Here is a 26,329-nt window from a genome sequence, read left to right as displayed (position 1 = left end):
GATGAATAAACAGAGGTCTTACACGGGGCTTATCACTGTCATTTATGCTGCTGTTCTGGCGGTCACTGTTTTCTCCTTCTTCATGCTTGGATTTTCTGAGTCGCTGGTGCGTTTCATAGTGACTCTGCTTGCCGTATGCATTGCTGAGACTGCCGTATATGGTTATTGCGTATTTTGGCTGCGTTCCGCTCCTGATGTCAGCAGGACTTCACCGCTACTCCTGAGCGGGGCTTGGATTGTTGCCCTATATGTATTCGTGGTAATTGCTTTAGCTGTGCTGCTTGACTGGATTCTGGAACTGAGCCCGCTCTGGTATGCGGGAGTGCAGCTAGTTGTGTTGGTTACTGCTGTGGCTGTTCTGGAAGCGATAGGGTTATATGGCCGGAATGCAGCGTCACAGGAACAGAGGGATGCCGATGCCTCAAGGAATCTGCGGCGTTACCGGCAGGAACTGCGAGAGATTAGAGAGCTTGCGGGGAGCTGGAAGCATCCGGAATCCATTCGTTTGACTGAGCTGGTGGGTTCCTTAGAGGAAAGGTTCCAGTACAGTGATCCGGTTTCGAATCCGGAATTGGCCGCAACCGAGGATATGATAAGCCAGCAGATTTCTCTGCTTCATGATCATGTTGCCTTATTGCTTGTACTGAAGGAGCCGCCAGGCGGCTGGGAAGCGGAAACACAGGAATTGACGGATAGTATTGCCGGCACGCTCCAGCGGCGCAACCGGGAGCTGGCGGCACTTAAATAGGAGGAAGATTACGGAATGGGTATCGTGAATGAGCTAGAGGGACTGCTGCCGGGCCGGGAAGGCCAGCCGTCTGACGGTCTGCCCAAATATGAGCGGACAACATTTGACTATGTAACTATTGGAGTGGGCTACCTTGTGATGCCAATCGGCCTTGTGCTTGCTTTGATCCGCTTCTTTGGAACACATTACAAAAATTACCGCAAACCCGTCAACTACAGCCTGCTGTATCATGTTTTTGTAGGGGGTTTTGTACAGATGATGGGCTTTATCCTTTATTCGATATATAGTGACGACGGGATCGATGTCATGACGTTAATTATAATGTTAATCCTCTTTGCCCTTGTTCTGCTCCTGCCCGCGTCAGCTTTTGCCAAAAGGGCGGCCAAAGCCAGATTCCGCTTCTCACAGCTGGCTAATCAATATGTGCAGCTAATTACTGCGGGAAGAGTACGTTATATTGGGAATCTGGCTGACCGTACCGGCCAAAGTGAGAGCGATGTGAACAGAGATCTGATCTACCTCAAGAAGTATGGGGTGCTGGACTCCGGGCTGCTCTTCAGTGAGGGAGCGGATACTGAGCCTGATGCTCCGGTTAATCAGGCGGATTCATCGCCATTTTCTTCCCCGGGCGGACAAGCGGTATATCAGCCGCCAAGACCGCAGCAGCAGCCGAAGTCCATACGCTGCCCTGGCTGTGGTGCGCAGAATACAGTCTCCCCTCTTCAGTCCAAGAGCTGTGACTACTGCGGTACGACCGTCTCTTACAGTTAAGTGAAGGCTGTTCCTCCTGATTAACGGGTGGAATAGCCTTTTTTGAAAATTCAAGGTCACATGCTGTCAGAGGAAAAAGTGTTGCAATTTAAGTCTTCAATCCCGTATAATGTCCACTATGTACATACAAAAGTCTTTGGGGTGAGGACGTTCGTGAAAGAACGCTATTATTTGGTCCGGGAGGACATATTGCCCGATGCTGTACTGAAGACCATGCAGGTCAAGCAGCTGCTGGAAGCAGGAGATGCCAAAACGGTACACGAGGGCGTGGAGCAGGTTGGGCTTAGCCGCAGCGCTTTTTATAAATACAAAGACGGAATTCATTTAATTCATCAGCTGGAACGTGAGCGTATAGTAACCATCTCGATAGATCTGGAGCACGAATCAGGTATGCTCTCTAAAGTGCTGGGTTCAGTAGCTGTCCACGGGGCCAACGTGCTGACGATTCACCAGAGTATCCCGCTGCAGGGGCGGGCCAACGTGGTGATCTCTGTTGAAATTTCTCATTTAAATGAAGAATTAGGCGATTTACTGGATAGTCTAAAGGCAATCTCGGGTGTGAAGCGGGCGTTAATTATCGGCCAGGGCTAGTATTGCTTAACAAAACTTAAGCCTATGCTTACGAAGTGAGTTTTGCTTGAAGTGAATACAAGGAGCAGACGCTCGCAAAACTTTTAGGAGGATACAAATGAAGCCGGTTAAAGTGGGATTGCTGGGTTTGGGTACAGTAGGTACGGGCGTAGTCCGTATCGTTGAAGGGAATCAGGAGGATTTGAGCAGCCAGGTAGGCTCGCCGATCCTGATTGAACGTATTGCCGTGAAGAATACGGAGAAGCCGCGGGAAATTGAAGTCGATCCATCCAAGATCACCGATGACCCGTGGGAGGTTATCCGGGACCCGGAAATTGATGTCATTGTCGAGGTCATGGGCGGTATTGCGGGAACGAAAGAGTACATTCTAGAGGCGCTGGAGCGCGGCAAACATATCGTTACAGCCAACAAGGACCTGATGGCCCTGCATGGCTCGGAGATTCTGGCCAAAGCTCAGGAGAAGCAGTGTGATGTGTTCTACGAGGCCAGCGTTGCTGGAGGCATTCCGATTATCCGTACACTGATTGAAGGATTCTCCTCCGACAAGATTATGAAGATTATGGGTATCGTTAACGGGACAACCAACTACATACTTAGCAAAATGAGCCAGGAAGGCGCGTCTTATCTGGATGTGCTGAAGGAAGCACAGGAACTCGGGTATGCTGAATCTGATCCAACCTCCGATGTGGAGGGTCTGGATGCTGCCCGCAAGATGGCGATCTTGGGCACCCTTGGCTTCCGGACCAACGTTGAACTCAGCGATGTCAGTGTGAGCGGGATTTCCGGCGTGAGCAAAGAGGATATTGCTTTTGCCAAGCGGCTGGGCTATGAGATGAAGCTGCTCGGCATTGCCGAACGCCAGGATGAAGAATTCAGCATCAGTGTGCAGCCTACGATGATCCGTGCCAGCCACCCGATTGCATCCGTGAACGGAGTATATAATGCCGTATATGTGTATGGGCAAGCTGTAGGGGAAACGATGTTTTATGGTGCCGGAGCAGGCGCAATGCCTACCGCAACCTCGATTGTGGCAGATCTTGTGGCTGTAATTAAGAATCTGAAGCTGGGTGTGAATGGGCTTAAGCAGATTGTCCCCTATAAGCAGAAGAAGCTGAAGAGCGATGAAGATATCTTCTACAAGAACTTCCTCCTCCTGCACGTAGATGACAAAGCGGGTGTGCTGGCGAAGATTACTCAAGTGTTTGCCGAATATGATGTCAGTCTGGATTCCGTAGTGCAGCAGGCTAATGCCAATAACCCGGATGCAGAAATCATTATTGTAACGCACAATGCCAGCAAGGCGAGTATGAATAAAGTAATGCGGCATTTAGAGCAATTGAACGTCATTCACCGCATCAAAAGCCATTATCGTGTAGAAGGCTGAGTACCGCATTCCGAAATTCATCGGCTGCGTGCAAATATAACGAAGGAGATTTCCCACGCCATGAGTATTTACGGAAGGTCTAGAGTAAAAGTCCCTGCCAGCACCGCCAATCTCGGTCCGGGATTCGATACACTGGGCATGGCACTGTCACTGTATGCCTGGATTGAGATGGAAGAGGCGGCAGAAACGGTATTTCACCTGTATGGTGATGAGATGAAGGGTATCGCCCGTGACAAAAGCAATCTGCTGTACAAGGTAGCCCAGATGGTATTTGCAGAAGCCGGGGTTTCGGTCCCCGAACTATCCATCTCGATGTATTCAGAAATTCCGCTTACCCGGGGTCTCGGCAGCAGTGCTTCCGCGATTGTTGGCGCATTGGCCGCAGCTAATGCTATGATTGGTTCACCGCTTGGGTCTGCGAAGCTGTTTGATATGGCCACAGCGCTTGAGAAGCATCCTGATAATGTTGGAGCCTCCATCTTCGGGGGGATTATCACAGCAGCATGGGATGGGCAGCATGCCGATTATATCCGGATAGAGCCTCCACAGGCGCTGGAAGTGCTTGTGGTTATTCCTGAATTTGAGCTGGAGACAGTCAAAGCAAGAGGGCTGCTGCCTGCCGAAGTTACAATGGGCGATGCTGTCCATAATATCAGCCGTACCTCACTGCTAACTGCAGCACTATCCGCCGGCCGGCTCGATATGATTGGCAGAGCGATGCAGGACCGCCTGCATCAGCCGTACCGTGCTCCTATGGTGCCGGGTATGGAGAAGCTGCTTGCCGAGGCGCCGGGACGTGGTGCTCTGGGGATTGCGCTAAGCGGCGCAGGCCCTACATTGTTATGTATGGTGGACCGTAGCAGCGACAAGAAGCAGGAACTGGAGCATTTCCTGACAGAAACGATGCAGGAGAACGGGATTCCTTCCCGGACTGTATGGCTGTCGCCATGTACTTCAGGTGTTACTACGGAGGTGCTTGAAAGAAACGGGATGCAAAACGGATCATTTTTGGATATGATAAAAGGAGAATTACAGTCATGAAATCAATAGCGGTATTGCCTCAGGGCTCGGTGTCGCATGAAGCGCTGCTGCATTTATTTGGGGGTAACCCGGTAAATATTGAGCATCATAAGCTGATATCCGATGTCTTTCTGTCTACGGCGAACGGAGTTACGGATTACAGTGTGATTCCGATTGAGAATACGATTGAAGGCTCGGTCAGCCTGCATATTGACTGGCTCATTAACGAGGTGAATCTGCCGATGCAGGCGGAGTGGATTTTTCCGTCGGTGCAGAATCTAATTGGTAATCCGCAGGAATTCACGGATGGGAGCGGACATAAGGATTATACGAAGATTGTCAAAATCCTGTCCCATCCGGTTGCTATGGCACAATGTCTGCAGTTCATCCGCAAAGCCGCACCTTGGGCGGAGCTGGAATCTGTGGGCAGCACTTCCGAAGCCGTTGAGATTGTAAAGAATAATCCCGGCAAGGGCTGGGCCGCCATCGGTACGTCACTGGGGGCAGCTACGCACGGGCTGGAGATCGTGGAGCGGCAGGTTACAGACCATAACAACAATTACACGCGTTTTGTACTTGTTGGCCAGGAGAAGCTGGAGCTCCCGCTAGAGAGCAGCGGGGACAAGACGAGTATTCTTGTGACGCTGCCTGAGGATTTTCCGGGTGCGCTGCATCAGGTGCTGGCTGCATTTTCCTGGCGGAAGCTGAATCTGTCGCGGATTGAATCACGTCCGACCAAGAAGAAACTGGGTACTTATTATTTCTATATTGATGTGCTGGAACCGATAGAGTCGGTGCTTCTCCCGGGGGCGATCGAAGAGATCAAGGCCTTGGGTTGCCAGGTACGGATTCTGGGGTCCTATCCCACATACACCTATGAGGAAGAGAAAGCGGAGGTGCAGTAAGTTCATGGCTGAACAATGGATCTATCTGGATGGACAACATGTAACGAAGGACAATGCTAAGGTATCTGTATTTGATCACGGCTTTTTATATGGAGACGGTATTTTCGAAGGAATCCGTATTTATAACGGCAACATTTTCAAATGCAAAGAGCATCTGGACAGGCTGTATGATTCGGCCAAATCGATTATGCTGGAGATTCCGCTGACGTATGATGAGATGCTGGAGGCTATGGCTGAGACTATCCGCCTTAATGAAATGCGCAACGGGTATATCCGTCTGATTGTTTCGCGCGGTCCCGGTAACCTGGGGCTTGATCCGCGCCGCTGTCCCAAAGCGAGTGTCATTATTATTGTAGAGCAGCTGGCGATCTACCCGGAACAGGCTTATCTGAACGGACTCCGTGCCGTGTCGGTATCCCAGCGCCGTAATATCCCGGATGCGCTGAATCCGAAGATCAAATCGCTGAACTATCTCAACAACATTCTGGTGAAGATCCAGTCTAATCTGGCGGAAGCCGATGAAGCGATCATGATGAATGCGCAAGGATATGTAACCGAGGGATCGGGCGACAACATCTTCATTATCAAAAGAGGAGTAGTCTACACGCCTCCCTGCTATTTGGGCGCGCTTGAAGGAATTACCCGTCTGGCGATTATCGAGCTATGTGAGAAACTGGGCTTGCCGCTGAAGGAAGAACCGTTCACCATGCATGATGTATATATTGCTGATGAAGTGTTCTTCACCGGTACCGCAGCCGAAGTTATTGCGGCCCGTGAAATTGATGGCCGGATTATCGGTTCCGGTCACGCTGGCCCGATTACCCTGCAGCTGCTTGAAGAATTCCGCAATGTTGTGGATAAAGACGGTTATAAGGTGTGGGGATAGTTCCTTAATAGTTATTCCGCAAACCAATGAATGAATATAGAAGCAATCCTCCCATGGAGCCATGGGAGGATTTTTTTTGTATTAGGGATGTCATTCGCCCATGGGCTGCATAAGATGTAGTAACGAAGGAGGCGGCTGTACCGCATATACCATGCTGAAGTGCAGTAATCCCTGAACCGGGGGGCAACGTCGATCAACAGATACTTATTAGGAGGTAAATGCTGCGTGAAAATACACATTGTTAAGCAAGGCGATTCGCTGTTTGCGTTATCGCAGAAGTATGGAGTGCCGCTGCAAAAAATAATTGAGGCCAATCCGCAAATCACGAATCCAGATGTACTCGCTGTCGGAGATAAGGTCAAAATACCGGCAGCCCCGATACCTGTACCAGATAACAGTGAGGTCTATTACAAGCATACCGTCAAGCAAGGCGATACCTTGTGGAAGCTCTCCAAAGCATGGGGCATTACGCTGAAGGACATGATTGATGCCAATCCGCAGCTTAAGAATCCCAATGTTCTGATGACAGGGGAAGTAGTGAATATCCCTAAGAAAGCTAATACTGCTTCTCCTATTCAGGCTCAGTCTGTCTCTCCGGCAAAAGCTAATACTACTCCCATTCAGGCACAATCCACAGCACCTGCAGTCGTAGACAAAACAGCTATTGGCGGAAAAACCTATACCGGGCCCATAGAAAAGCCGGCTCCTGTCGTGTCCCCTGCCGCAGAAGCTGTCCCGGTTCCCATTGCTGCTCCTGTGCCAGCGCCTAACCCTGCGCCCAATAAGGCACCCGAAGTGATGCCGATCCAGGAAATCGTCCATGAGAAACAAAGCTTATATGTACAAATCTCAGTTCCGGCACAAGAAGCCATCACATATGAGATGCCCAAAGAAGCACATAAAACTGAGGTTCAGCCAGCGGCATGGAACGATGGTAAAGTCTCTCCATGCGACAAGACCGAAGGTTATCCAGGTCTGAATGAAAACCCGTATTTCATGAATTATCCGCCGGTGTATCCTGTGTATGAGCCAATGGGGATGATGGATATAAACGCTGCACCTAACTACATTCAGCCTGCAGCTTTCATGCCGGATTGCCCGCCGTACTATGCTTATCCTGAAGGAGATTATCCCGGAGCCTGGTACCCGAACGCTGCGCCAGACTATAACAATGCGGCAATGTCCGCAGTGAGCCCTGTGAACGATAACGCATCTTTTGTATCTCCGCAGTATAGCGGCCAGCCGGTCAATCTCCCTTGGCCTTCCTGCGGATGCGGCGGAATGTCTATTCAGCCTTATCCGTATGAGCAAGCAATGCAGCCTATGTACAATACGTATCCGGTGTATGGTATGCCGCAGCAGGGAATGGTATCCCCTTATTCAGCAGAAATGAATTCAATGCCTAGTGCGCTGTCACCGGTGTACGATCAGCCAATGGTATCGAATATCCCGCCTTATCCATCCTACCCTGGTATGGAGAACTTTGCCCATAACCGTGTACCTGAAATCCAGGTCCCTGAGCCTGCAGTGCAGGAAGCAGCAGAGACTCCTGAAGCAGGACGCACCGAAGCACAGACTGTTAAGAACTCCAAAGGTGGAGCTTCCAAACCGGCAGCGGGAAAAGTGAAAACTTCCAGCCAGACAACCACAGCCAAAGCTAAGACTTCTTCCAAAACAAGTTCAAGCTCAAACGGACGTTCAAGTACAGCCAAAAAGAATAAGAATCCATGGATTTCTAACTAAGTCTGAAACTTTAGTTTATGGAGTGCATGCAGGTCACGCATAAAATGCGGGCTTGCTGCACTTTTTGGAGTTTTGCAGGTACAGAGACTTGTATAGTATAACTATGGAGTTCTATAGAACCATTTTTGAAATGGTAAATATTGAGGGTTGTTTTTAGTAATAAATGCATGGTATATTATAAATCCAATCGCGAGGCGGAAGCCTTTTCACAAGATTGGACATGTTAATCTGACGAGTATGCAAACAGCTTCTGAAAAATAAGTATTGCATTCAGATGAGAAACATGATATATTATAAAAGTTGCTGGTGACGCGGTAATCGTCGCTAACAACGAGCTTGATCTTTGAAAACTGAACAACGAGTGAGTACCGGAAATCACGAAAGTGACTTCCGAAAATGATGAGTTTCACAGCGTCTTGTACGCTTTGGAAATCTCATCGTGAGAATGAAAATTCTCGTCAGATGTTTCAAAATGAGCAATCGCTCTTTCTAAATACAATTTGGAGAGTTTGATCCTGGCTCAGGACGAACGCTGGCGGCATGCCTAATACATGCAAGTCGAGCGGAGTTTGAATGGAAGCTTGCTTCCATTCATGCTTAGCGGCGGACGGGTGAGTAACACGTAGGCAACCTGCCCTCAAGACTGGGATAACTACCGGAAACGGTAGCTAATACCGGATAATTTCTTTCCTCTCCTGAAGAGAGAATGAAAGGCGGAGCAATCTGCCACTTGGGGATGGGCCTGCGGCGCATTAGCTAGTTGGTGGGGTAACGGCTCACCAAGGCGACGATGCGTAGCCGACCTGAGAGGGTGAACGGCCACACTGGGACTGAGACACGGCCCAGACTCCTACGGGAGGCAGCAGTAGGGAATCTTCCGCAATGGGCGAAAGCCTGACGGAGCAATGCCGCGTGAGTGATGAAGGTTTTCGGATCGTAAAGCTCTGTTGCCAGGGAAGAACGTCCGGTAGAGTAACTGCTACCGGAGTGACGGTACCTGAGAAGAAAGCCCCGGCTAACTACGTGCCAGCAGCCGCGGTAATACGTAGGGGGCAAGCGTTGTCCGGAATTATTGGGCGTAAAGCGCGCGCAGGCGGTCATTTAAGTCTGGTGTTTAAACCTTGGGCTCAACCTGGGGTCGCACTGGAAACTGGGTGACTTGAGTACAGAAGAGGAAAGTGGAATTCCACGTGTAGCGGTGAAATGCGTAGATATGTGGAGGAACACCAGTGGCGAAGGCGACTTTCTGGGCTGTAACTGACGCTGAGGCGCGAAAGCGTGGGGAGCAAACAGGATTAGATACCCTGGTAGTCCACGCCGTAAACGATGAGTGCTAGGTGTTAGGGGTTTCGATACCCTTGGTGCCGAAGTTAACACAGTAAGCACTCCGCCTGGGGAGTACGGTCGCAAGACTGAAACTCAAAGGAATTGACGGGGACCCGCACAAGCAGTGGAGTATGTGGTTTAATTCGAAGCAACGCGAAGAACCTTACCAGGTCTTGACATCCCGATGAAAGCATTAGAGATAGTGCCCCTCTTCGGAGCATTGGAGACAGGTGGTGCATGGTTGTCGTCAGCTCGTGTCGTGAGATGTTGGGTTAAGTCCCGCAACGAGCGCAACCCTTGACTTTAGTTGCCAGCAGGTGAAGCTGGGCACTCTAGAGTGACTGCCGGTGACAAACCGGAGGAAGGTGGGGATGACGTCAAATCATCATGCCCCTTATGACCTGGGCTACACACGTACTACAATGGCCGGTACAACGGGAAGCGAAACCGCGAGGTGGAGCCAATCCCAGCAAAGCCGGTCTCAGTTCGGATTGCAGGCTGCAACTCGCCTGCATGAAGTCGGAATTGCTAGTAATCGCGGATCAGCATGCCGCGGTGAATACGTTCCCGGGTCTTGTACACACCGCCCGTCACACCACGAGAGTTTACAACACCCGAAGTCGGTGGGGTAACCCGCAAGGGAGCCAGCCGCCGAAGGTGGGGTAGATGATTGGGGTGAAGTCGTAACAAGGTAGCCGTATCGGAAGGTGCGGCTGGATCACCTCCTTTCTATGGAGAATCGTCACCTGCAACGGTGACATTCAAATCGGAAGTATTACTTCCAAAACTCAGGTTTAGGCCTGTTACTCACTCGTTGGTCAGTTTTGAGAGTTTAAGCTCTCATCTTTACACTGTCTGAATTTTCGAACATCACAATCGTGATTGTCCCGAAATTTCAGCACCTTGATCCTTGAAAACTGGATACCGAAACGAATTTGCGTTTTAGAACATCTTTTAGCTGAAACTTGTGTAAGCAAGTTGAAATAGTTATTAGTTGCTACAGCGATTTTCCTAACGGAAAACGCATTGGTTAAGCTAATAAGAGCACACGGAGGATGCCTAGGCGCCAGGAGCCGACGAAGGACGTGGCGAACAACGAAACTGCCTCGGGGAGCTGTAAGCAAGCTTTGATCCGGGGGTGTCCGAATGGGGAAACCCAGCTGTGGTAATTCGCAGTTACTCGTATCTGAATACATAGGATACGCAGAGGCAGACCAGGGGAACTGAAACATCTAAGTACCCTGAGGAAGAGAAAACAATAGTGATTCCGTCAGTAGCGGCGAGCGAACGCGGAACAGCCTAAACCAAGGGGCTTGCCTCTTGGGGTTGTGGGACGTCTCACATGGAGTTACAAAGGAATATGGTAGGCGAAGAGGTCTGGAAAGGCCCGCGATAGAGGTAAAAGCCCTGTAGCCTAAACTGTGTTCTCTCCGAGACGGATCCCGAGTAGTGCGGGGCACGTGAAACCCCGTATGAATCCAGCAGGACCATCTGCTAAGGCTAAATACTACCTGGCGACCGATAGTGAAACAGTACCGTGAGGGAAAGGTGAAAAGCACCCCGGAAGGGGAGTGAAATAGAACCTGAAACCGTGTGCTTACAAAAAGTCAGAGCCCGATCTAGGGGTGATGGCGTGCCTTTTGTAGAATGAACCGGCGAGTTACGTTTAACATGCAAGGTTAAGGTGAGAAGCCGGAGCCGCAGCGAAAGCGAGTCTGAATAGGGCGACTAAGTATGTGGACGTAGACCCGAAACCGTGTGATCTACCCCTGTCCAGGGTGAAGGTGCGGTAACACGCACTGGAGGCCCGAACCCACGCATGTTGAAAAATGCGGGGATGAGGTGGGGGTAGCGGAGAAATTCCAATCGAACTCGGAGATAGCTGGTTCTCCCCGAAATAGCTTTAGGGCTAGCCTCGGTGAATGGAGTGGTGGAGGTAGAGCACTGATTGGGTGCGGGGCCCGCAAGGGTTACCAAGCTCAGTCAAACTCCGAATGCCATTAACTTCTTGCCGGGAGTCAGACAGTGAGTGCTAAGATCCATTGTCAAAAGGGAAACAGCCCAGACCATCAGCTAAGGTCCCCAAGTGTGTGTTAAGTGGGAAAGGATGTGGAGTTGCACAGACAACCAGGATGTTGGCTTAGAAGCAGCCACCATTGAAAGAGTGCGTAATAGCTCACTGGTCGAGTGACTCTGCGCCGAAAATGTAACGGGGCTAAACACACCACCGAAGCTATGGCTAGATGCTTTGCATCTGGGGTAGGGGAGCGTTGTATGTAGGTTGAAGGTGTACCGTAAGGAGCGCTGGACAGCATACAAGTGAGAATGCCGGTATGAGTAACGAAAAGATCAGTGAGAATCTGATCCGCCGAAAGCCCAAGGTTTCCTGAGGAAGGCTCGTCCGCTCAGGGTAAGTCGGGACCTAAGGCGAGGCCGAAAGGCGTAGTCGAAGGACAACAGTTTGAAATTACTGTACCACCGTAATCCGCTATGAGCGATGGGGTGACGCAGGAGGGTAGTGACGCGGACTGATGGATATGTCCGTCTAAGCAGTGAGGCTGATGTGTAGGCAAATCCGCACATCACTAAGGCTGGGCTGTGATGGGGAGCGAAAATTGTAGTAGCGAAGGTCATGATCTCACACTGCCAAGAAAAGCCTCTAGCCAGGAGAAGGTGCCCGTACCGCAAACCGACACAGGTAGGCGAGAAGAGAATTCTAAGGCGCGCGGAAGAACTCTCGTTAAGGAACTCGGCAAAATGACCTCGTAACTTCGGGAGAAGAGGTGCCTCGGTAGGGTGAATAGCCCGAGGGGGCCGCAGTGAAAAGGCCCAAGCGACTGTTTAGCAAAAACACAGGTCTGTGCGAAGCCGCAAGGCGAAGTATACGGGCTGACGCCTGCCCGGTGCTGGAAGGTTAAGGGGAGTGGTTAGGAGCAATCCGAAGCTGTGAACCGAAGCCCCAGTAAACGGCGGCCGTAACTATAACGGTCCTAAGGTAGCGAAATTCCTTGTCAGGTAAATTCTGACCCGCACGAATGGCGTAACGACTTGGGCGCTGTCTCAACGAGAGATCCGGTGAAATTTTAATACCTGTGAAGATGCAGGTTACCCGCGACAAGACGGAAAGACCCCATGGAGCTTTACTGCAGCTTGATATTGAATTTGGGTACGATCTGTACAGGATAGGTGGGAGCCGTTGAGGCAGGAGCGCAAGCTTCTGCGGAGGCGCCGTTGGGATACCACCCTGATCGTATCTAGGTTCTAACCTAGTGCCCTAATCGGGTACGGGGACCGTGTCAGGCGGGCAGTTTGACTGGGGCGGTCGCCTCCTAAAGAGTAACGGAGGCGTTCAAAGGTTCCCTCAGAATGGTTGGAAATCATTCGCAGAGTGCAAAGGCATAAGGGAGCTTGACTGCGAGACCTACAAGTCGAGCAGGGACGAAAGTCGGACTTAGTGATCCGGTGGTACCGCATGGAAGGGCCATCGCTCAACGGATAAAAGCTACCCTGGGGATAACAGGCTTATCTCCCCCAAGAGTCCACATCGACGGGGAGGTTTGGCACCTCGATGTCGGCTCATCGCATCCTGGGGCTGAAGTAGGTCCCAAGGGTTGGGCTGTTCGCCCATTAAAGCGGTACGCGAGCTGGGTTCAGAACGTCGTGAGACAGTTCGGTCCCTATCTGTCGTGGGCGCAGGAAATTTGAGAGGAGCTGTCCTTAGTACGAGAGGACCGGGATGGACGTACCGCTGGTGCATCAGTTGTTCCGCCAGGAGCATGGCTGAGTAGCTACGTACGGACGGGATAAGCGCTGAAAGCATCTAAGCGTGAAGCCCCCCTCAAGATGAGATTTCCCAATTAGTAAGACCCCTTGAAGACGACGAGGTAGATAGGTTGGAGGTGGAAGTGCAGCAATGCATGGAGCTGACCAATACTAATCGGTCGAGGGCTTATCCAAATTTCGAAGAACGCAGATTCGTTTCGGATTCAGTTTTCAGGCGATCAAGCCTGGCAGGATGTTAAACCTATGGTTTGATATTTTCTGCAGCGATTTCGAGAAGCGGAAGCTTCGAAAAATCATGTTTGGTGGCGATAGCGGAGGGGTTCCACGCGTACCCATCCCGAACACGACCGTTAAGCCCTCCAGCGCCGATGGTACTTGGACCGAAGGGTCCTGGGAGAGTAGGACGCCGCCAAGCACTTAAGACCACTGTTGATATTCAACGGTGGTTTTTTGTTGTATAGATAACACATGAATTTCACGATTTTAGCCCGTTGCCTGAGGGGAAGAAACGGAATGCATTTAAAATTCCTGCTCATAATACAACATTCTCCTCATAATCTCGGCTATAATCCAAAAATATTGTATGAAAAGCAGCATTTCTCTTCCTACAGGCGACATAGCCGGGCAATTCTTGTATTTCCTGCAAAATACGATCAACATTTAAGCCTGTACAGTGGTAACTTAAGAATATCAAATCTGAAAGCGACGAATCAGGTGTAGGTAATTTAATAAATTACGTATCACATAAGCAGTAATCGGTTACTAATTTAGTTGTAATCTAAAGTATGGTTTATATAGTCTATTTGTATATGGATTATAATTGGTGTATGTATCGGGGAGGTGCGTATGTGATTATTTGGCTGAATGGAACCTTTGGTTCAGGAAAAACGCAAACAGCGATTGAGCTCCACCGGAGTATTCCACATTCTTATGTATTCGATCCGGAGAATGCCGGCTTTTATATCCGTGATAACCTTCCAGGAGGCATGTCAAAAAACGATTTTCAGAGCCATCCGCTCTGGCGTGAGCTTACGTATTCAATGCTTAGATACATAGATTCAGAGTATAATGGAACGATTATTGTACCTATGACCCTAGTAGATACAGACTACTTTATGCAGATTGTGGGCAGACTGAGAAGCGAAGGGATAGTAGTTCGTCATTTCACGTTGACTGCTTCCACTGAGACCCTGTATAGCAGATTGCAGGGCCGTGGTGAAGGCAGGGGCTCTTGGGCTGCTGTACAGATGGAGAGATGTCTTACAGGGCTGGAGAACAAGGTCTTTGAGTGTTATGTGGACACTGAGCAGATATCCATTCCAGAGGTAGCTGGAATTATTATGTCTCTGTTGGAGACCATGGAATAGGAAACGGAGATCTGTAATGGCCTGTTTAGAATAGTGTTGAAGTGGACGGATAATAGATTTTAATAATCATTGTGTTTTCTATTGCACTATACTCATATATTTGATATAATACTTTTTGTTGTCGAAAGATTGTTTGTTGATATGGCTCGTTGGTCAAGGGGTTAAGACACCTCCCTTTCACGGAGGTAACATGGGTTCGAATCCCATACGAGTCACCATAATCTTCTTTGAATCATGGGATGAGAACTCCCTGGGTTCGTTGGAGGATGGGCTTCGGAAGGAATACTTCGCAATCTCGTAACGGAGTGAAGAGTATCCCATACGAGTCACCATAATCTTCTTCAATCTCTAAGGTTGAAATAAATAATGATTGTATATCTCATGAGAATGTGTTATGATCATTAAGTTGCTTCTTCGATGGAGGCTTAGCTCAGCTGGGAGAGCATCTGCCTTACAAGCAGAGGGTCGGGGGTTCGAACCCCTCAGCCTCCACCATGGAGACTTGCAAGATTGAAGTGGATACATTTATTACTGACGCGGGGTGGAGCAGCCCGGTAGCTCGTCGGGCTCATAACCCGAAGGCCGCAGGTTCAAATCCTGCCCCCGCAACCAATTTGGAACCGTGGTGTAGTTGGCCTAACATGCCTGCCTGTCACGCAGGAGATCGCGGGTTCGAATCCCGTCGGTTCCGCCATTTTTACTTAAGTAACATATTGAATACATACCGTGTGCGGACGTGGCTCAGCGGTAGAGCATCGCCTTGCCAAGGCGAGGGTCGCGGGTTCGATTCCCGTCGTCCGCTCCATATTTTGCGCCCTTAGCTCAGCTGGATAGAGCGTTTGACTACGAATCAAAAGGTCGGGAGTTCGAATCTCTCAGGGCGCGCCATTTATAACTTTATTGAATACTCAAAGTGTCCTTAAGATTAGAATGAGTTCGTTGTAGCTTAAGCTTCGATAGAATTACGTCGCAATCGGATGCGTAGCATCCGCATTTCTCAGGGCGCCCCATTATTTCAAATTAAATGGTCCGTAATGGATTTATTCTTATAATTTGCCGGCGTGGCGGAATGGCAGACGCGCTCGACTCAAAATCGAGAGGGAAACCGTGGAGGTTCGAGTCCTCTCGCCGGTATCATCATAAACAGGCTTACAGATTTGCTTTCGGGCAAATTTGTAAGCCTGTTTTTTCTTTAAGGTAATTATACAGGTTAAGCTATTGTCGATTACCTTTAACTTAGCTCCCAATAAGCCTGTCATTCCAAGCGGTATAATTCCTCTGACTCTTCCGGCATCCGCCGCCGGTTTTCTTCATTGTTATGATTACCCGCAGTAATTAATAAGAGCCCGGTGACTGTGACTACTATGCAACAAACAGGAGATCCTTGCTGAAGCGGACTGAGAAGTCGTTATTTTGCCGAAAACATGCCTCCTAAGGTGAAAGAGGACTGAGAATCCGCTATGTTGTTCATTTGGACTTAAAATGTGGCAGTTCAGGACAATTAGGGGAATCTCATTCCGGATACTCCGCGATTTCGCCAGATCTGCTCAAATAACGGAATCTCAGTCCGCCTGCTGAGCGGATAGTTCATATAGAGCCCGCCCGGTAAACTTCAACTGAGGTGAAATGCAATCAATAAGTATGATCTGGATTCACCAGTAGGGTGAATTTTGTTTTTAAGGGGCAAGCTCTATCACTGCCATCTGGTGATTCTCCATGTAAGGAATTGTGTACGAGATTTCACCCTCCGGACTTACCGTAAACGGCAGTTCAGTCATCGAAGGAGCCAGATAGACCCGCTGGATTTGGGCAGGAGACGGAAGTTTCAGGCTGACAGAAATGTCACGCAGCGGCACGATGTCCTCGATGACTTCGATCCGGCCCTTCAGTGCAGGGGCGGCATAGAGCAGATGGTTTACATAGCGCTTCTCCGCCGGCTGGTACTGCAGGGTCGTTATTCCCCGGGCCGGCAGACCGGTGCGCAGGGAGGGACGCGGCAGCAGCCGGGACAGTGCATGGAGCACCATTTCTTTGAGGATAAGGTGGCCGCCTTCCGCATAGTCGCTGAACACCTCCCAGGCGATGTAGATTCCGCTGCTGCTCTCAACCATGGCCGGTCCATTATCTTCTCTGGTACCGGGTGTATGCTGATGCGAACAGAAAGTAAAGACATCGCGGTTGAAATACGGATTCTCCAGGTGACCCAGCGATTGTCCTTCCCGCAATTCTACCAGCTGACCTTCACCATACATTACATAGGAAGCAGGCAGGAGGGCGCCGGGAGTGAAATACGGCTTAAAGTAAGAAGGCCGGTAGGTATTGGCTCCCAGCCAGCTGATTCCCAGATTCAGCGCAAAAGCATCACCTGCCGTATTGAGTCCTGAACGGCCGGTGGCCAACACTTTGCCGCCTTCAGCGGTAAAGGCTTCAATAGCGGAAGCCAGTTCCCGCCATACCGGCACTTCATCCGGCAGGATCAGGACTTTGTAAGCGGCAAAATCACTGAACGTATCTACGATATCATACAGGTAGTGTCCTTCACTCAGTATACGTACTGCTCCTGCATCAGCCAGATTCCGCTGTCCCTTCAGCGCTTGTCCGTCTGGGCAGGCTTCACGGGCCGCCTCCAGGGACAGGACAGCGATGTCCGCAACGGATTCCACTCCGTTGCACCATTGCTCCTTCGCCTCTACCTCGGCATAGGCAGCGCCGATTAGGGCATAGGTCGCTTCATCCATGAAGCCCGAAGGGTGAAGCTGATCACCGATGGAGCATTTTGCACCGTGGGCAAGGCTGAGCGCGGCCTCATACCGCAGCGCGTTCGGATGCTTGTAGCCGCCGAATTCGCCCCAGGAGGTATGGAATTTGCCGGTCATGCCGAGAAATTCCATGCCCAGGGTCTGGGCGTACCGTGCTGACAGCGGGAAGTGATCATAGCCCCAGCCTCCGGTCGGAAGTGACTCCAGCTCGAGGTGGCTGTTAACCTGGACAAGATCACGGCGGCCCCGCTGCTGATGACCGTTGTTATGATACACCGGAAGGCCTGGCTTTACCGCGTCAATCGTCTCCCGGACACGGCGTGCATAATTCAGATAAGTCTGTTCACCGAGGGTAGTGACGGCTGCTTCATCGCGGGGATCCTGGCCGGCTGCCTGCAGTGCCGAGACGCAGTACTGGCAGCGGCATTTACGGCCACCGACGATATCGAGGAAGATACCGTCAGCATCATAACGGGAAACTACTTCATGGATTTGCGCCAGCAAAACGTCCAGATAAGGTGTATTCATGCAAAACTCATGATAACCCGGCGTCATGAAGTCCTTCACCCAGCGTGTGCGGTCCTCTGCATCACGGATCAGCCACTCGGGATGGCGGCGGGCCAGCTTCTCATCAAGGCCAGCGGACAGATATACCGGTGTCTTGACTCCGATTTCGTGAGCTGCACCGATCATCTCCCCCAGAAGGTCAAAGGAGAGATGCGGATGAATTTCATTGGCTTCACTGGGATGATAGGCCCAGCCGTGATGACATTTGGAGAATACCGTAACAGAGTCAATATGACCGGCACGCAGCATGGATTGAAACTGGGATTTGGTGAAATCTTTGCCGATGCCGGGAATGAATTCAGAAGTATGGAAGTCCAGGTGAACCTGTCGAAAACGCATGGATACACAGCCCCTTATACGATTTGGATGAAAAGCGGATTCCCAGTCAATGTACCTCTTTTATGGCGGGGCAGCCAGTGATATTATAGACTTTGAATAGCACAAAATCGACTTGGACAGGAGAGATAGCCAGTGCTGTGTCTGGAATTAGCGATTCCGCCGCTGCCGCAATTCGTCACGGTGGGACATGCCGTCTGGCCGCCGGGGGACCGGCATTTCGCCCGCACCTTCGGTGTGTATGATCTGCTGCTGGTGAAGCGCGGAACGCTCTATATGAGAGAAGAGGACAAGGAGTATGCGGTGGGTCCGGGAAAGTTGCTGGTGCTTGAGGCGGGACTGCCGCATGAAGGTTACCGGGCATGTGAGGAGGATACAGAAATTTATTGGGTGCACTTCATCCATGAATCTAAGCCGGCGTATATCCGGCGGGAGGATATTCCCTGGTCATCTCTATTGGCCAAAGGAACGGTGGAGGATGAGGAGCCCTCTGCACAACAGCGCCTGTACATGCCGAAATATGCCACAGTCGACGTAGAGACGCTGGAGCCGATTCTGCATGAGATGAACGAGATCCACAGCCGGCTGAGTGCAGAAAATGCGCTGCGTCTCCACCTGCTGCTGGCCGGGCTGCTGGAGGCGCTTCAGGCGGAATGTATTCGGACTGCACAGCCGGAGCCGGCAGCACGGCTGGCCCGGGCAGCAGCCAGCTATCTGGACGTCCACTGGAGACAGCCGTTTAATCTTGCAGGACTTGAAGAGGAGCTTCATTTCCAGGCGGATTATATTACGAGGTGCATGAAACAGCATATCGGCACTACGCCACTGCAATATGTACTCCATCTGCGTCTGGAAGAAGCCAAAAAGCTGCTGGGCGGTACGGTGCTGGGTATTTCGGAAATTGCCGAACGGGTAGGCATTCAAGATCCTAACTATCTGACGCGCCTGTTCAGTTCGAGGTTTGGACTGACTCCCGGAGCGTACCGCCGGCGGCTGCGTCAGAGGGAAGATACAGCTGCCTCTACCGGCACGGAGGAAATCTAAGGGCCGCTGCGGGTGCTGCCAAGAGCTCAGTCATGTCGATATCATGCTAAAGAAAGTCGGGATCGTTAAGGCGGAAAAGGGCAGGGGGCGCTACCATTAGATTGCAGGAGAAACGCTTGGCATAGGCCAAGCCGGGGAAATGGCGCAATGATCAGGAGGGAAGATATGCCGCCTTTAAATATTAATATGATTATCGATAGCGTGACAAAAAAATCCGCGAATCTCAAGATTCTGTTCCTCGGGGACAGCATTACGGCGGATGGCCTGTATATCCGCTTAATCCGGGAATGGCTGAAGCAGCACCGCCCGGATCTGGCGGTGGAGCTCATCCCGTGCGGTGTTCCCAGCGAGGCGGCCTCGGGACTGAGTGAAGCGGCGCATCCGTTTCCGCGTCCCTGTATCCATGAACGGCTGGCAAGAGAGCTTGCGGCAGCGTCTCCGGGTGTGGTCGTAGCCTGCTACGGGATGAATGACGGGATTTATCATCCCTTGTCGGAAGAGCGTTTCGCAGCCTATCAGGCGGGAATGCAGCAGCTGAGCACACAAATCCGTGAAGCCGGGGCCGCTGTCGTGCTGATGACACCGCCGCCATTCGATGCCCCGTCAATGAACGGCCGGCTGCAGCCGGCGGATGCGGCTGATTTCAGCTATCTGGCTCCTTACCAGAATTACGATGAGGTGCTGGAGCGTTATGCGGGCTGGCTTCTGTCCGGTGAATGTCCTGCGGATGGCATCATCGATTTGCGCACACCGCTGCTGGAGCATATCCGGCAGGAGCGGTCACTGAATGCCTCGTATAGATATGGCGACGGAATCCATCCGGACGCAGCGGGACACGGGGTAATCGCACGGACATTTCTGCGGAATTTGTTCGATGCAGAGCCGGATACGCTGCCGGGTGCGGAGGAATCGGGGGAGGCGGCCCGCGGAAAAGCGGATTGACAAGCAAAATGGCGCGGGATTATATTAAGGTCACCCTATGAGCCGGGAGAGATCACCTATGAATGTACTGCAGACGATCCGCTCGCGGAAATATTTACAGCGGATTATACTCAGCTTTATGCTTGTTGTTGCCACACTGGCTGTGGCTTCGCTATTTGTGAACTCGAATGCCCGCGGCAAGGTGCTCAGCCTGCAGAACGAAGCCGACCGGAAGCTGCTGACCCAAATCAATTACAATATTGAGAATATGAATGGTATCGTGAAGGATTTGGCGGTTTCGCTGTACAATGACGAAGAACTGCTCGCCCTGAAGTCCGGCGCGGATTACAGGCAGAGCATTCTCAAGATTGAACGCCTCAACCATACTGTGGCAGCTTCCCCGTATCTGCATGCTGCCGTCTTTTACAATGGGGCCCAGCACCGGTTCTTCTCGTCGCTTAACCATGAAATTAACAATAGTCTCCTGTACGATTCCCTTAAGAACTATATGGCCTCGCGGGCGGATCTTCCGAAGCTGCAGCTGATTCCGCTGGACCTTGACGGAAAGGATGAGGGGATAGACGTATTTGCGATCTTTATATATGACGGGGACACTCTCGGTTCCATTAATGACAATGTGCTGATTCTGACGGTGAAGCCGGGCTGGATGCTGGATAACATGAAAGCGCTTAATCATGTGGCGGAGCGGGAAGATGATGTACTCTTCATTACAGACAGTGACGGCGAGGTGCTTATTTCAACCGACGGGCTGCTTCCGGCCGGTCTTAATATCAAAGCGGACCTGCTGCCGCGGATTGCTTCTTCGGCTGCGCCGCTTAATTCTTTTAACTATACATTTGGAGACAGGAAGTACAAGGTCACTTATCTGAGCAAAGCGCTGAATAACTGGCAGATTGTCAGCATGCAGGATTACGATGTTGTGCTGGGTAGCGTCCGGCAGATGAAATGGACGGAGATAACGGTCACGCTGTCTGTTGCTTTGCTCGCTATCCTGCTGTCCGTGTTCTTTGCCTTAAGGCTGTATAAGCCGGTGGGGCAGCTGCTGACGCTGGTGCCGCAGGATGTACGCGGTGCTCCGCAGGCGAAGGATGAGCTGTCGCTGATTGCGGCGAATGTAACCGAGATGATCAGCAAGCTGAAGGGTCTGGAGCTGGAACGGGCCTCGCAGTCGAATATTGCGAAGCTCTACCAGCTGCGCAGCCTGATCGGGTCAAGCCAGAGCCTCGATGAACAGGCATTCCTGCAGATCAGGGAGCAGCACGGAATAGACATCGCTTATCCGTCGCCGCTGCGGCTGGCGCTGGTGCAGATCGACAATCTGCAGGGGCTTGCGGCAGATCCGGGGCTGCCTATGGAATCCCTGCTGTACTTTGCCATTGCCAATATCGGCCAGGAGCAGCTGCGGCTGGAAGGCACTTGTGAAGCGGCCGATATGAAAAACGGCCATCTGGTCTTCATCACCGGCAGCGGAGCCGGGACACTTGCGAAGCTGGAAGAGCGCTTCCGGGAGCTTCAGCAGACGATTTTTGACTACTACCATATTACCTTTACGGTTACGCTGAGCGAAGTGTTCACGGATTACCGCTGCATCACCCGGCATTACAATTTGGCCATGCGTCACTCGAACTACCGGATGGTCTTCGGCAAGGGAGCAGTGATTGAGCCTGAAATGCTGCAGGAGAATGAGCGGAATGAATCGCTGCGTATCCCGCAGGAGCTGGAACGGCAGCTGACAGAAGGACTGAAGGGCGGGGATCTGGCAGAGACAGAGCAGACGATCCGCAAATGGAGAGAATTGCTTGGCAGCTTCAGCTACGAGAATATGTTCTCGGCGGTTCTTCATCTTGCGGTTACCTTAAGCAATACGCTTGGCGAGATGAACAACCGCAACGTCAACCCGGTATCGGTCAACCTGCAGGCCGTTAACCGGCGTATTCTGGAAAAAGAGACGCTGGATGAGATTGAGACCGTACTTCTGGAGGTTGTGCGCGAGGTGGCGGAGCAGCGGCGCAGCGGGCGGGAGGATAAGAACCGGCTGCTGGCCGAAACGGTGAAGGAAATTATTGATAAGCATTACGCCGATCCGGATCTGAATGTACAGCGGATTGCTGATATGCTCAAGATGAACCAAGTCTATCTGGGCCAGGTGTTCAAAGCGCAGGAAGGCACGACAGTCGTGGATCAGATCAACTCAGCCCGCCTGGCCTATGCCAAAGAGTACCTGGAGCAGAAGGACCTGACCGTTACGGAGATTATGGAAAAGGTCGGCTTCGGCAACGAAAGCTATTTCTACCGCCTGTTCAAACGCCGCTACGGAACGACACCGAAGGAATACCGCCTGAAGTCCGCCATTGACCGCAGCAAATAAAAAAAGAAAATAAACAAGTTTTTTCAGCCTTAAGCCAGGCCCGCTAAATGAGCGATGTTCATTTAGCGGGCTTTTTGCTGCGCCACGCATGGCTTCGCCCGGCCGGAACAGGAAACTGGCAACAATACAGCCCCTCTTTACAGCAATCTTGCAATTGTACAGTAACGCCGAAGCCTGATTCACGCTATTGTTAGTCATGCAAAGCCTGGTACACAGGCAAACAGCTGCAGCTAAGGAAGGAAAGGAAGGGGCTTTGGTTATGTTGAATAAGGTTCCACTAGCGGAACAAAGAGCAAGTTCAGGTGCGCCGCCGGGAACGCGCAGAAGAACGTGGATTGGAAGAGAGCTTCACCATTTCCGGAACAACCGGGAGCTGTTTCTGCTCTCACTGCCGGGACTCCTGTACAAATTGATTTTTGCGTATATTCCAATGATCGGCCTGATTATCGCCTTCAAAAATTACCGGTATGATCTCGGCATCTTCGGCAGCAAGTGGGTGGGACTGGATAATTTCCGTTATTTATTCACTACGGATACGGCGTGGCGGATAACCCGTAATACGGTTCTATATAATACCGCCTACATTGTGGTAGGTACCTCGGCAGCACTGCTGCTGGCGATTCTGATGAACGAAATCAAGGCCAAGTGGAGCAAGTTCTACCAGACAGCCTTGTTTCTGCCACACTTCCTTTCCTGGGTACTTGTGGGTTATGTGGCCTATGCCTTCTTGAACCATTCGGATGGTTTTATCAACCGCACCCTGGAATCCTTCGGGCTGAATCCGGTGAGCTGGTACCAGAATGCGGGGCCATGGCCGGTGATTCTCATTCTGGTTCAATTATGGAAAGTGGTGGGGTTCAACACGCTGATTTATTTTGCCGGCATTATTGGCATTAACAGCGAATATTACGAGGCAGCGCGGATCGACGGGGCGACCAAACGGCAGATGGCGTTCAAAATCACAATCCCCCTGATGGCCCCGATCATCATCATTATGCTGATCCTGTCTATCGGCAACATGTTCCGCGGCGACTTCGGCCTGCATTATTTTATCCCGAACAACTCAGGTTTTCTCTACGGCTCTACGGATATCATCGATACCTATGTGTACCGTGCGCTGCGTGAAGTCGGTAATGTAAGCATGTCCGCGGCTACAGGCTTTTACCAGTCGGTTGTAGGTCTGGTGCTGGTGCTGACGGCAAACGGAATCGTGCGCAAAATTGATTCTGATAATTCCCTGTGGTAAGGAGGTGCCCTGACAGTGGGCAAGAAATTCGAATTTTCCATGCTGTTCATTAATCTGCTGTTTACGGTGCTGTCGATTGTGGTCGTCCTGCCGTTTCTGCTGGTCATCGCCGTGTCGCTGACAGATGAGAAGTCGCTGACCGAAAACGGGTATCAGTTTATCCCCAAAACCTTCAGTCTGGATGCCTACCGCTATCTGCTGGATGCTCCTGACATTCTGCTCCGCGCCTATGGAGTGACCTTCACGGTGACCATTATTGGCGCGCTGGCCGGCCTGCTCCTGACTGCGATGACTGCATACGTGATCTCACGGCAGGATTACCGGTATAACCGGGCGACGACCTTCTATGTATTTTTCACCATGCTGTTCAGCGGGGGGCTCGTTCCTTCCTACATTCTCATTACGCAATATCTTCATCTGAAAGACAGCCTGCTGGCGCTGATTCTGCCCATTCTGCTGTCGCCGTTCAACATCATGGTAATGAAAGGCTTCATGTCCAAAATTCCGCTGGAGATCATTGAATCGGCCAAAATCGACGGGGCGCGTGAATTCCGCATTTTCTTCAAGATTATCCTGCCGCTGTCGACGCCTGCGCTGGCTACTCTGGGTCTTCTGATATCCTTCACGTATTGGAACGAATGGTTCAACGCGATGCTCTACATCGACGATCCGAACAAAGTGCCGCTGCAGCTGCTGCTGGTGCGGACGCTCAACAGCATTGAATTTCTCACGACGAACTCTGAATTTACCGGACAGCTGGGCATCGATCTATCGAGTTTCCCCAACAGCTCGGCGCGGATGGCGATTGCCGTACTGGCCGGCGGACCGATGCTGGTGATCTTCCCGTTTTTTCAGCGGTTTTTCGTCAAAGGGCTTACGGTTGGCTCCCTAAAGGGTTAACATACAATTACATGTACAAAGTACAGGAGGTCACTTACATGAAAAAGAAGCTGTTTGGAGTTCTGGCATCTGTATTGCTTGTTGGATCGGTGCTATCCGGCTGCGGAGGCAACAATAACGGCGGCAATAGCAATGCCGGGAAGGGCGCGGAAGGAAGCGGAGCGGAAAGCACGCAAAGTGCAGCTCCGGAATCAGGAAACGCAGGCGAGCTGAAGCCGGTCGAACTGACCTGGTATTATCCGCTGTCGCAGCTGCAGGCCGATCAGGAGAAGGTGCAGGAGGAAGTCAACAAGATTGTGAAGGCGAAGATTAATGCCACAGTGAAGCTGATGCCTGTTGCGATCGGGGACTATGTGCAGAAGATGAACACGGTGCTTGCAGCGGGCGAGAAGTTCGACATTCTCTGGACCGGCTACATGCTGAAGCCCGAAGAGCTGGTGCGCAAAGGTGCCATCCAGCCGATGGATGCCCTGCTGGATGAATATGCGCCGGAGCTTAAGGCAGATGTGCCGCAGGTAATGTGGGACGGTCTGTCGGTCGACGGGGAAATTTACGGTATCCCGAACCAGCAGATCAACGGCTCCCGTTACGGCTTCATCATCCAGAAGCGCTTCGCCGACAAGTACAAACTTGACACCGCTTCCATCAAGAAGATAGCGGATATCGAACCGTTCCTGGCCCAAATCAAGCAAAATGAACCGGACATCATTCCGTTTGGCGTATTCGGCACTTCCTTCATCAATCCGCAGTCCCATGACGACAAATATTGGGTAGTTCCGGGGCTGGATGACCATTTCTATATCAAAACGGATGATCCTACGTATACGCTGCAGCGTTATCCGGAAGAAGAGCTGGACAATTTCCGTCTGGCCAGCAAATGGTATAAGGAAGGCTATATTTACAAGGATGCCGCTACCGAAAAAGCGAATGATTACCTGGCCAAAGGCCAAATTGCAGTCGATTTCAACGTTACTCTCAAGCCGGGTGTGGAGGCTGAGGTGAAGGCCAAAAACGGCGGCAACGAAGTTATTACTGTACCGCTTAGCGACTGGTTCTCCAACGGCTATTCGGCTACGACCAACCAGTCGATCAGCCGTACGGCCCCTAATCCGGAACGTGCGATGATGTTCCTTAATCTGGTGAATACCGACAAAGAGCTGTACAATCTGCTCTGCAATGGTGTTGCCGGTGAACACTATGATAAGGCCGATGGGGATTACATCAAGGCAAAGGCGGATTCCCGTTATCTGCCGAATATGGACTGGGTTTTTGGCAGCGTATTCAACTCCTATCTGAAAGAAGGGCAACCGGAGAATGTCTGGGAAGAGACCAAAAAGATCAATTCCAATTCAGAGGTCAATCCTGTAGGTGCCTTCAAGTTCAATTCCGAGCCGGTGAATACGGAGATCGCCAACCTGAATGCGGTCTGGGGTGAATATAAACGGGGACTGGTTACGGGAACACTCGACTTCGAAGAAACCTGGCCTGCATTATACGGTAAGCTGAAGGAAGCGGGCGAAGAGAAATACGTAGCAGAGGTAACCAAACAATTCGAGCAATTCCTTAAGGATAAAGGCCTGAAGAAATAAGCCTCATAGGGTATGAACGGACGTCCAGCTTCGAGCTGCGGCAGCAGGATTCAG

At 51.3% G+C, this 26,329-nt stretch carries 16 protein-coding genes, 7 tRNA genes and 3 rRNA genes; 25 read left to right on the top strand and 1 reads right to left on the bottom strand.

Going from position 1 to position 26,329, the window contains the following annotated elements; all coding sequences use genetic code 11:
* Position 1: 1 nt before the first annotated feature.
* The 19 genes from NSU01_RS28065 to NSU01_RS27975 all read left to right on the top strand — a co-directional run bounded on the left by NSU01_RS28065 (position 2) and on the right by NSU01_RS27975 (position 15,658).
* On the top strand, positions 2–748 hold the full coding sequence (locus tag NSU01_RS28065; RefSeq protein ID WP_144026194.1) for a hypothetical protein: 747 nt from the start codon (positions 2–4) through the stop codon (positions 746–748).
* A 15-nt stretch (positions 749–763) separates the two neighbouring features.
* Positions 764–1,519 carry a hypothetical protein gene (locus NSU01_RS28060; protein WP_042139576.1) on the top strand — a complete coding sequence of 252 codons (756 nt, stop codon included), beginning with the start codon at positions 764–766 and terminating at the stop codon, positions 1,517–1,519.
* A gap of 153 nt (positions 1,520–1,672) precedes the next feature.
* A complete protein-coding gene (locus tag NSU01_RS28055; protein ID WP_039300484.1) occupies positions 1,673–2,110 on the top strand; it encodes an ACT domain-containing protein in 438 nt (145 codons plus the stop codon).
* A gap of 97 nt (positions 2,111–2,207) precedes the next feature.
* Entirely contained in the window at positions 2,208–3,494 is a 1,287-nt protein-coding gene (locus NSU01_RS28050) for a homoserine dehydrogenase (RefSeq protein ID WP_039300481.1), read from the top strand.
* Between the two features lie 60 nt (positions 3,495–3,554).
* Entirely contained in the window at positions 3,555–4,535 is a 981-nt protein-coding gene (gene thrB, locus NSU01_RS28045) for a homoserine kinase (protein ID WP_076247793.1), read from the top strand.
* Positions 4,532–5,419, top strand: coding sequence for a prephenate dehydratase (gene pheA / locus NSU01_RS28040; protein ID WP_042139574.1), 888 nt, complete (start codon positions 4,532–4,534; stop codon positions 5,417–5,419). The genes thrB and pheA overlap by 4 nt, the downstream gene beginning before the upstream one ends.
* A 4-nt stretch (positions 5,420–5,423) precedes the next feature.
* Complete coding sequence (gene ilvE, locus NSU01_RS28035) at positions 5,424–6,305, top strand: branched-chain-amino-acid transaminase (protein ID WP_042139573.1); 882 nt, start codon at positions 5,424–5,426, stop codon at positions 6,303–6,305.
* A gap of 225 nt (positions 6,306–6,530) precedes the next feature.
* Positions 6,531–8,048, top strand: coding sequence for a LysM domain-containing protein (locus tag NSU01_RS28030; protein ID WP_076247790.1), 1,518 nt, complete (start codon positions 6,531–6,533; stop codon positions 8,046–8,048).
* A 497-nt stretch (positions 8,049–8,545) separates the two neighbouring features.
* Positions 8,546–10,103, top strand: a 16S ribosomal RNA gene (locus tag NSU01_RS28025).
* A gap of 299 nt (positions 10,104–10,402) precedes the next feature.
* Positions 10,403–13,331, top strand: a 23S ribosomal RNA gene (locus tag NSU01_RS28020).
* Positions 13,332–13,455: 124 nt separating this feature from the next.
* Positions 13,456–13,572: ribosomal RNA gene (gene rrf, locus NSU01_RS28015) — 5S ribosomal RNA — on the top strand.
* Together the 16S, 23S and 5S rRNA genes form the textbook arrangement of a ribosomal RNA operon.
* Before the next feature lie 433 nt (positions 13,573–14,005).
* Positions 14,006–14,524, top strand: coding sequence for an AAA family ATPase (locus tag NSU01_RS28010; protein ID WP_076245234.1), 519 nt, complete (start codon positions 14,006–14,008; stop codon positions 14,522–14,524).
* A 143-nt stretch (positions 14,525–14,667) separates the two neighbouring features.
* Positions 14,668–14,742 (top strand) — tRNA-Glu (locus NSU01_RS28005).
* A gap of 201 nt (positions 14,743–14,943) precedes the next feature.
* Positions 14,944–15,019, top strand: a tRNA-Val gene (locus tag NSU01_RS28000).
* 40 nt (positions 15,020–15,059) lie between these two features.
* Positions 15,060–15,136: transfer RNA gene (locus NSU01_RS27995), tRNA-Met, on the top strand.
* 4 nt (positions 15,137–15,140) lie between these two features.
* Positions 15,141–15,218: transfer RNA gene (locus NSU01_RS27990), tRNA-Asp, on the top strand.
* A 36-nt stretch (positions 15,219–15,254) separates the two neighbouring features.
* Positions 15,255–15,329: transfer RNA gene (locus NSU01_RS27985), tRNA-Gly, on the top strand.
* Positions 15,330–15,335: 6 nt separating this feature from the next.
* Positions 15,336–15,412, top strand: a tRNA-Arg gene (locus NSU01_RS27980).
* A gap of 167 nt (positions 15,413–15,579) precedes the next feature.
* Positions 15,580–15,658: transfer RNA gene (locus tag NSU01_RS27975), tRNA-Leu, on the top strand.
* Positions 15,659–16,200: 542 nt separating this feature from the next.
* Here the strand turns inward: NSU01_RS27975 and NSU01_RS27970 are convergent.
* Positions 16,201–18,189, bottom strand: a complete 1,989-nt coding sequence (locus NSU01_RS27970; RefSeq protein ID WP_076245231.1) for an alpha-amylase family protein — start codon at positions 18,187–18,189, stop codon at positions 16,201–16,203.
* Between the two features lie 132 nt (positions 18,190–18,321).
* Here NSU01_RS27970 and NSU01_RS27965 point away from each other — a divergent pair, with 132 nt between their 5' ends.
* The 6 genes from NSU01_RS27965 to NSU01_RS27940 all read left to right on the top strand — a co-directional run bounded on the left by NSU01_RS27965 (position 18,322) and on the right by NSU01_RS27940 (position 26,275).
* Positions 18,322–19,230: an AraC family transcriptional regulator gene (locus tag NSU01_RS27965; RefSeq protein ID WP_076245228.1), complete on the top strand. Its 909-nt coding sequence runs from the start codon at positions 18,322–18,324 to the stop codon at positions 19,228–19,230.
* 165 nt (positions 19,231–19,395) lie between these two features.
* Positions 19,396–20,172, top strand: coding sequence for a GDSL-type esterase/lipase family protein (locus NSU01_RS27960; protein WP_076245225.1), 777 nt, complete (start codon positions 19,396–19,398; stop codon positions 20,170–20,172).
* A gap of 58 nt (positions 20,173–20,230) precedes the next feature.
* On the top strand, positions 20,231–22,540 hold the full coding sequence (locus tag NSU01_RS27955) for a helix-turn-helix domain-containing protein (RefSeq protein ID WP_076245223.1): 2,310 nt from the start codon (positions 20,231–20,233) through the stop codon (positions 22,538–22,540).
* A gap of 259 nt (positions 22,541–22,799) precedes the next feature.
* On the top strand, positions 22,800–23,786 hold the full coding sequence (locus NSU01_RS27950; RefSeq protein ID WP_042139566.1) for an ABC transporter permease subunit: 987 nt from the start codon (positions 22,800–22,802) through the stop codon (positions 23,784–23,786).
* Positions 23,787–23,801: 15 nt separating this feature from the next.
* Positions 23,802–24,686 carry a carbohydrate ABC transporter permease gene (locus tag NSU01_RS27945; protein WP_076245221.1) on the top strand — a complete coding sequence of 295 codons (885 nt, stop codon included), beginning with the start codon at positions 23,802–23,804 and terminating at the stop codon, positions 24,684–24,686.
* Positions 24,687–24,724: 38 nt separating this feature from the next.
* Complete coding sequence (locus tag NSU01_RS27940; protein WP_076245218.1) at positions 24,725–26,275, top strand: ABC transporter substrate-binding protein; 1,551 nt, start codon at positions 24,725–24,727, stop codon at positions 26,273–26,275.
* Positions 26,276–26,329 lie beyond the last annotated feature (54 nt).

The sequence above is a fragment of the Paenibacillus sp. FSL H8-0259 genome, assembly GCF_037963255.1.
Classification (GTDB): domain Bacteria; phylum Bacillota; class Bacilli; order Paenibacillales; family Paenibacillaceae; genus Paenibacillus_AQ; species Paenibacillus_AQ phytohabitans.
This window is presented reverse-complemented; position numbering and strand designations above follow the sequence as displayed.

Excerpts from the sequence above, each read along its gene's own strand:
- NSU01_RS28065 (WP_144026194.1), top strand. The coding sequence starts at position 2 with ATGAATAAACAGAGGTCTTACACGGGGCTTATCACTGTCATTTATGCT.
- NSU01_RS28060 (WP_042139576.1), top strand. The coding sequence starts at position 764 with ATGGGTATCGTGAATGAGCTAGAGGGACTGCTGCCGGGCCGGGAAGGC.
- NSU01_RS28050 (WP_039300481.1), top strand. The coding sequence starts at position 2,208 with ATGAAGCCGGTTAAAGTGGGATTGCTGGGTTTGGGTACAGTAGGTACG.
- thrB (WP_076247793.1), top strand. The coding sequence starts at position 3,555 with ATGAGTATTTACGGAAGGTCTAGAGTAAAAGTCCCTGCCAGCACCGCC.
- pheA (WP_042139574.1), top strand. The coding sequence starts at position 4,532 with ATGAAATCAATAGCGGTATTGCCTCAGGGCTCGGTGTCGCATGAAGCG.
- ilvE (WP_042139573.1), top strand. The coding sequence starts at position 5,424 with ATGGCTGAACAATGGATCTATCTGGATGGACAACATGTAACGAAGGAC.
- NSU01_RS27970 (WP_076245231.1), bottom strand. The coding sequence starts at position 18,189 with ATGCGTTTTCGACAGGTTCACCTGGACTTCCATACTTCTGAATTCATT.
- NSU01_RS27960 (WP_076245225.1), top strand. The coding sequence starts at position 19,396 with ATGCCGCCTTTAAATATTAATATGATTATCGATAGCGTGACAAAAAAA.
- NSU01_RS27955 (WP_076245223.1), top strand. The coding sequence starts at position 20,231 with ATGAATGTACTGCAGACGATCCGCTCGCGGAAATATTTACAGCGGATT.
- NSU01_RS27950 (WP_042139566.1), top strand. The coding sequence starts at position 22,800 with ATGTTGAATAAGGTTCCACTAGCGGAACAAAGAGCAAGTTCAGGTGCG.
- NSU01_RS27940 (WP_076245218.1), top strand. The coding sequence starts at position 24,725 with ATGAAAAAGAAGCTGTTTGGAGTTCTGGCATCTGTATTGCTTGTTGGA.